Raw genomic sequence first — 7,678 nt, 5'->3', positions numbered from 1 at the left:
GCCCAAGTAGAAGGATAATCTTTTTCAGATTCAATCAATAATTGAACCGCTCTTTCTCTGATTTCAGGGGTATATTTTGGTTTTGTCATTGGAACATTCTCTCAAGAAAGTTGGTCTCCGACAAACCTGGTACGGTTCAGAACATATAAGCCAATGGGAAGCCTTTGAACTGAAATAAGGTTCGGCCTAATTCCCCTTGGATGGTACCAGCTTCGCCCAAGTTAATGATGCTGCGCTCACGTACACCTGCTTCAATAATAGCGACTGACTCCTCATTGAAGATATGAGTCTGATACTTCATTGCAGCCTTATAACGAGCATCCGCTAATAACTCTTTCTGTCTTGGTGTAATTGAGTTGTTGAGGCGATCCATAACATGCTGACGTTTTTCCTGGCGCTCAGCAACCTTAGTCTGGTATTCAATAAACTCTGCATCTAAGGTATTTACACGCTTATCAAGTTCTTTGTATTTCTGAGTAACTGCCTTATTCGCACTACTGTCAGTACTTCGCATTTTCGTACGAAGCTCTGTCATTCTTCGCTCAGCATTACCAAGGCGATAACCAAGATCCTCACCACTCTTGTAATTTCTTCGGGAATTTCGCGATATAGATGAATCGATCTTTTGATCTGTCTTTTGTTTAATACGCGTTTGCTCTTGAGCTTTGCTAATTTCAAACTCAGTATCAAGGCGCTCTTGCTTTAATGCGACCAGCTCTTTAAGTTCGTTTAGTGCATCTAGTTCTTTTTGCACCTTCACATCGCGGCGTGAAGCATACTGATTCAAACGCTCAGAAAGTTTCCCCTCATACTCAATCAATTTGTCTTTTGGTAGTTTTGTTTTGCTATTCAGCAATTCGGTAAAGTCGGAAAACTTACCCTGAATCTCTTTCTCAAAAGTCTTGATCTTATCGTTCAGCCTGGTTGTTTTTGTTACAACCTTGTTGTCTAGGCTTTCAAGTGTTCGCCCTAACTTCTTCGCCTTATCCGTCAGATTATCGATGGTTTTACCCTGGGTGATGCCATCAATAAAACCTTTCAGATCTTCCTGATTTTCAATCGTACGAATATAAGTATTTAAGTCTGCTTGTGCTGCGGATGCCTCTTTTTGAGCATCAATAAGATCAATACGATCCTGCAATGCCTGCTTTTCAGCTTGAGCTTGGGCATCTTTCCTGTTTGCATAATCTAATAATCGCTGTGACAAGCTGCGCTTAATATCATCTAACTTTTTTTCTCGGTTTTTAATGCGTAGGTCATCAATAGCATTACGATCATTTAATTCCAAAATCTGAGCATCAATTTCATCTTTAAGAGCTTTTAATTCTGGTGATGCAAAGTTAATAAATACATCATCAGGAGCACTAAAGAAATCATTTTGAGTGAGTACCGCCGTCCCATCTTCACGTTTACTTGGCTCCAGCTGCTGCCATAATTGCCAATCACGTTCAGTAATACCATTCCCTTGCAGAATCTTAAGATCATCTGCACCAAGATCATTCCAATCCGTTTTACGGGTCATTTCAGCAAGCTTATTCATATGCACCAGATTAAGCGCTCGTTTCGCTCCTGCAGTGACGGCGTTCAGTCCTGATAGTTTCATAGTCGTTGCAGCAAAAGCCTGCATACGTGCATTAAAGCGGCCTGACTTGGTAGCACTGCTGACAATATCAGCATCACCAAAACGAGTCATTGAACCGGCCATTTCGTTAATGCCAAGGCCAAACCGCAATGCTTCATCACGTGTGGCACCCTGTTTCAATTGCTTCATGTATTCAGGGAGGATCGATTTGGTATAGGACAGACCCAGCATATTAGCGACCTTCTTCATACTGGCATGGTCACCAAAGGTCGTCAGCGTGGTACCACCTAATTTAGATGCAACCATTAAGGCACGTAGTCCACCCATAACGTTACCTAAGGTTGAATCAATCGCCCGGGTATTGGCATCCAGGGTGTTATACATCGACATGGCCCGATGAGCCTGCTTATCAATCTCACCATGTTTCATGCCATTCTGTGGATCTGCTTTCAGTTTGATCTTGGCTTCATCCAATAGCGACTCAAAGGCATGACGAGGATTGGACCCAAGGTTCTGCATCATGGCCACTTCTGTACTCATGCGGTGAGTATGGTTTTTCAGAATCTCATGAAACCCTGCTTCATCATAAGTTCCATATTTCTTCTGATATGCCAGCCATGCGTCACCATCTTTGAAATGCAAAGCTCTGGATTCTTGGTGACGATTTGCCATCTTGGAGCGACCACCTACAGGTGATGCACCTGCTTTGGCCTGTTTATTCAGTATCAGTAAGTCTTTGTTGGCGCCGTTGGTTGAGATGGTTTTATAAATCTCCTCAAGCATGGATTTAAGCTCCAGCTCATCCATCAACTCACCAGTCTCTTTGACATACTGATTACGATCTACTCCAGCCAATGCATCGTTCACCCATTCTGATTGATCTGTTAGGGCTACTTTCTTCTGATCATGTGATGTCATAAAGCCAAAGTTATCGAGCTTCTTAATATTCCCACCAGCCCGGTTGAAGGCTAAACGCATTTCCTCCAGGGCTGCACTTACTTCCTTGGCCATCGCCGTAATTTCTGGATTATCAGATTTGCCACCAAACATGACCCGGATAATGTCATCAGTCATGGCCTTGTTTACTGACATGCCAAAGCGTTCCTGTGTCTTGGTAAACACATCAGCAACCAATGACATCCAGCGACTGTGCAAGGCTTGGGATTGCTTCTCTATAGACTGGATACCACTCTGATCCGAGAAGTATGCAATCTTCCGCATTAAAGCTTGGACCGGGTTTAATTTAGGATGGTTATAGATTTCGTTCTGTAGCTGGGCCTTGATGATGGCATCCCGGGCAATGTTCTGATTGTTCTTAGCGATCTGGACGGCGAGATCCGTAGCAGTTTTCTGCGCAATCGCTTCAGCACGTTCAGCAGGACTTTTAAACATCCAATCAGGATCTGTTCTGGCCAGAGTATTTTGTGCCCGGATATACAGTGATGAAATACGATTACTATCAGCTGCACTTAATTTTCTTTTACCTAATGCCTTTGCAACTTGTTCTCTACATTCAGCTCTCATGCTGCTTCACTCCCAAATCTTAATGCGCAGCTTGCCAATGCTTTCACTGCCTGAATTTCATCTTTTGCGATTTCTTCTTGCTCTTTGACATAGTCCAATAGATCTCGGGATGACATCGTCACAATTTCTTCATTCCCGTTTTCATCCAGGCGCGTAAAGGTCACCTCCATATCGGGATCTGCTTCCAGAATTGAAACCGCTTCCCTACCATCTGCCGTGTCAGTGAATGCACCGTATTCACCTTTGCTAGACTTGGTTAAGTCCGGTGCACCATCAACCTTGGACTTACCAGGCTTCCAGAACTCCCGTTCTAATGCCTGGGTAGCTTTATGCTGCACTGCAGTTAATTCAGGACTATCGGCTTTACCATTAGCAGGATGGGCAAATAGATCATTTCCATTACGTGTAGCCTTTACCGGGCTAATGGTGCCATCCTGATTAATCTGGCGCTGGAAGGTCGTATTAGAGGTCTTATTGTGTAGCTCTTGAATGACTCCGCCATCATCCGTTGACCGCTCTCGCTTAAGGTAGTTTTGCGATCTGGTCGGCGTCCAGTTATCTACTCCGGCAACAATTGAGTTTTGTTGCTGAATATTTGAATCTGATGTTCTGGCATTATTGATATCTAAAGTATTCGATTCTGGATCAGCAACCATAACCCGTTGTTGCTCTGGCTCAAGCTGGTAAAGATCCGAGTCCAATACATCCAAATTACGGTTAGCACTATTACCAGGCCCAGATAAATCGACTTGAGGTTCAACATACGGCGTTCGATAAGCACCACCTTCAGAATACTGATAATGCGCCGTAGCCTTGAGGTATTCCAGATCCTCCTTGGTCAATGGAGAAGATAGGGCTTCAAACTCCTCCTGGAGTGACTTCACACTATGCTCATCTGCGCTGAGTACAAAAGGCATTGCTTCAATTTCAGCATCAGATTGTGACTTGTAAGCAGGAGGCGCAGTTATATCAGACTCAAACTGCGGGAACTCTGATTCGCTCCCTCGGACTTCAGTAGATCTTGCTGAAGCATCTGGACTAACATCACTATAAAGACTTGCGATTTCGTTCCAGCGCTTTTCGTATTTGGCCTTTACTTGTCCTACGGTCATACCATTGAATTGATGACTTGAAGTGATACCTTCTGCAATCTGTCTTGCAGTCTTTTTCTGATTGCCTTTACTCCAGCGTGTGGCCACATCGACAAACAGCTCATTATCTTTGGCTTTCAAAAAGACTGGTCCACCACCTTCACCAAAGAAATGCAGATAGTAAAGTTCTAGGCCATTCGGATCTCGATTAAAGTGGCTGCGGAAAACCTTGGCATTGTGCTCGTAGTAGTTCAGGCCCGCTTTAATTTGATCATTGCCATCAAACTTGTTCTTACCTCCCATACGGGCAAAGGTGCTATCCAAAGTCTGGAATAAGCCGGTAGCTGACGATAGTAACTTACCGTTTCTGTCCTTTGGCTGGATTGAAGTGCTGAAGGTGCCACCAGTTTCCAAATGGGAAATGATTAAGGCATCCACTGGATTGATACCCCGTTTAGAGGCTTCCTGGACAATCGTTTTTGTCCACGGTTTTTTATCAAATACAGGGTTAGTCAAAAGCTCCGCTATTACTGGCGCTTTATGCTCATCAGTATTGATAGCGCTTGGTCTTACAATAGCTTTCGGTGTACCTGTTATTGGTACCACTGGTGTACTGGTTACGGTTGCTTTGGGTGTTCCGCTCACTGGTGCTTTTAAGCTAACCAACTCATCATTCAATGCACTCTCCATTGCACTATCCAATGCATCAAAGTGTGAATTGGCCTCTTTTGCATTAGTTGGGCTAAATGGATTCGTACCTTCTGCATGCTCTATGTTGGCCTGAATATGAGCTGCATCATTCATGGTATCTACATTACTATGGTCTTTAATCTGCTCTGGCCGTAATCGCCCTTTATTCGCCCATAAGTTGAGTAGTAAGGCCATCCCGCCGTTTGCTGCCAATGTGGACGGACTTAATGCATTTTCCTTTAATGCTTCGCCGTATTGAGCGACCTTCTTATTTTCATTGTTCTCTAAATATGAACCTTCGATATAGTCACCGGCTGAACCCGCTGCAGTAGCCAGTGCGGTAGTAGCTACGGCGTCAGCAATTACAGACTTAGACACACCATGGGTAGGAATAGCAAAACCCAAAGCATCTGCAACCCCTTTAACTGCACCACCGGTGCGAGCTGTTTGTATATCTGCCCCTTTATTCAGTAAGTCTGACTTCTCCGCTTCAAAGGTCTGGTACCCAAATAGCCCAGAGTTCAAAACTAAGCCTGGTACACCGCCAGTCCCCAAAGTAGTGACGGCGTTCCATCCAATACGGGTAAAGTCTTTAGTAAGCCCATAAGTAAACTCACCGACTCCCCCCAAGTCATCAGGTTTAAAAATCTCAAGGTTTTGCGCTCTTAGAGCTGCTGCTTTCTTATCACCACGTATCAAGGAATCTGGTGCGGTGGCTGCCTCAACGGTCCCCATTGCTACACCAGATACGACGCCTAATACGCCGTCGCTAAATCCACCGCGTTCACTTTTAGGTTTAAAACGAGGATCTTCTTGATTTAACGTTAATTCATCATCTGCTAAAAAATCCATCTTTACCTCATCTCACTTTAAATGTTAAACGTGTTTGACGCTTCTTATCGGTGGCATCCATGATGTACTTGGTACCATTCTTGAAGTAATAGACGTATGGATTTTTAGGGTCTTGTTCTAAAGGCAGATCCAAGAAGAAGTCTTTATCAGATCCGCCATAGTTACGGGCATTGCGAGAGTTAAAGCTTTCCAGCTGCTCACGAAAAGCCTTTTCACTAACGGTATGAGGCCGCAGTACTACCGATTTACTTCCGAAAAATCCCCCTGAAGTGAACTTGCCACCAGTTACATTTAGAATTGCTTTATTGAACAAATCCTCATCTATGGTTTTATTTAATATACTTCCCTTTGAATCGGCTACTTTCTCGGACTTTTGAACCAAATAAGCATAGTTAGCTTTGACTGACTCCAAATAAATCTGAAAGTCTGGTTTACCTGGTGAAGTGATGCCAGCTAAGTAGGTTGCGGTATAGGTTCTTAGGGCATTGTCATCAACTTTTACCAAGTTCTTATCCAATAGATCCTGCCCAGTAATAATCTGCCCAGCAATATCTTGCAAGCCACGATTATTAAGTGAAGCAGATAATCGATATGCACCGCTTTCGCCAGCAATGCTACTAATCATATCTCTGGATGCATTGGCATTACCCGCACTGGATTTGTAAAGACTGGTTAGCAAACTCAACTTATCCCCTGGTCTAGCTTTTTCCCAGAATTGTTTTAGTTCAGCTTGCTGCTGGGTAGTGAATGGATTTAAAGACCCTACAGTCCCGTTCAATATATTGTTCGCATGAATAGATTTGATGTTCTTGGATAGAGCTGCAATAGCTTCAGGGTTGCCACTGAGAATTGCATGAGTAGGTACTACAGTTAGATCTTGACCAGTCTTGATCGAATAAGCTAAGGCTGAGTTATTTTTCTCATAGCCCAGCATATTTTCATGCGTTTTAGACAGAAGGTTTAACTTCCAGCTCACATCTTTAGCATTATCTTGCGCCGTATTTTGAGCTTCTGAGCGCTTTTTACTAAGGTAGGCTTCACGATCATCTGGACCTAAGCGCATGAACTGTTGTACTTCAACCAAAGCACCGCTGTACTGAATAAACTCAGACTCTCTTTCTGTACCTTTAACACGTGCCAAACGAGATTTGATGACGTCTTCACTTGGAATTAACCCAGTCTCGATGTCCGCCTTCATCTCATTAACAGCATCTTTGGCATCATTTTCTAACTGCTTTTGTTGTAAGACAACCGCTCTTTGATTCTGATCAATTTGCCCTAAAACTCGACCACTCCAATAAACAGCCTGTTCTTGTGTCAGATTAGGATATTTTGCTATTACAGCTTCAGGAGTGGATAGTTCATTTAGCTTTTCGTTATCTGACTTATTTCCTAAATAAAATGTGGATACATCATTGCCAGCGCGATTATTTTTATACTCATTAAAAGTGTCCTGGACATGAGCTAAAGGTAAATTTTTGGACTGTGCATACAGGGACAAACCACCCCAGACTTCTTGTTCTGAAGCATTAGGATTCTTGAGATAGTTCTCTCTCATATCCTTTAACTTTACAATTGCCTGCTGCTGCTCGGACTTCTGTGCGATCGGCAAATACTTCGATGCACTCTGGTAAGAATGCTGCTCAAAATAATTATTAAAGTTCTGCTCAAACTGTTTAGGTATTAGGTCTTTGTACTGGCCCTTGATTGTTTCTAAACTCTTTTGGCGTTGAACTACGGCGTCATCATAGGAAATCGCACCACTTTGCATTTTAAGCAAAAGATCATCATCGACCACACTAATGTCCGCTCCAACCTTAGAGGATTGTAATGCAAAATCAGCTTTAGCTTTTTTGTCCTGCTCTTGTTGCTGTTGTGCAGCATATTGCGCTGCAACCTGGGAGACATTCTGTAGTGCGCCTGCGACCATCTGACCAGA

The 7,678-nt window shown here is 43.4% G+C and carries 3 protein-coding genes; all 3 read right to left on the bottom strand.

What is annotated here, in order from left to right; translation table 11 throughout:
• Positions 1–136 precede the first annotated feature (136 nt).
• From FTU70_RS14320 to FTU70_RS03480, 3 genes are read right to left on the bottom strand one after another with little or no spacing between them, the layout of a single operon-like run.
• Positions 137–3,106, bottom strand: a complete 2,970-nt coding sequence (locus FTU70_RS14320) for a hypothetical protein (RefSeq protein WP_373685306.1) — start codon at positions 3,104–3,106, stop codon at positions 137–139.
• Positions 3,103–5,739, bottom strand: coding sequence for a hypothetical protein (locus FTU70_RS03485; RefSeq protein WP_180060038.1), 2,637 nt, complete (start codon positions 5,737–5,739; stop codon positions 3,103–3,105). The genes FTU70_RS14320 and FTU70_RS03485 overlap by 4 nt, the downstream gene beginning before the upstream one ends.
• A gap of 7 nt (positions 5,740–5,746) precedes the next feature.
• Positions 5,747–7,669, bottom strand: a complete 1,923-nt coding sequence (locus FTU70_RS03480) for a hypothetical protein (RefSeq protein ID WP_257222535.1) — start codon at positions 7,667–7,669, stop codon at positions 5,747–5,749.
• Between the last annotated feature and the right edge of the window lie 9 nt (positions 7,670–7,678).

The sequence above is a fragment of the Acinetobacter sp. YH12135 genome (assembly GCF_013418565.1).
GTDB lineage: Bacteria > Pseudomonadota > Gammaproteobacteria > Pseudomonadales > Moraxellaceae > Acinetobacter > Acinetobacter towneri.
This window is presented reverse-complemented; position numbering and strand designations above follow the sequence as displayed.

Coding starts and splice junctions, on each gene's coding strand:
- FTU70_RS03485 (WP_180060038.1), bottom strand. CDS start 5,739: ATGGATTTTTTAGCAGATGATGAATTAACGTTAAATCAAGAAGATCCT.
- FTU70_RS14320 (WP_373685306.1), bottom strand. CDS start 3,106: ATGAGAGCTGAATGTAGAGAACAAGTTGCAAAGGCATTAGGTAAAAGA.
- FTU70_RS03480 (WP_257222535.1), bottom strand. CDS start 7,669: ATGGTCGCAGGCGCACTACAGAATGTCTCCCAGGTTGCAGCGCAATAT.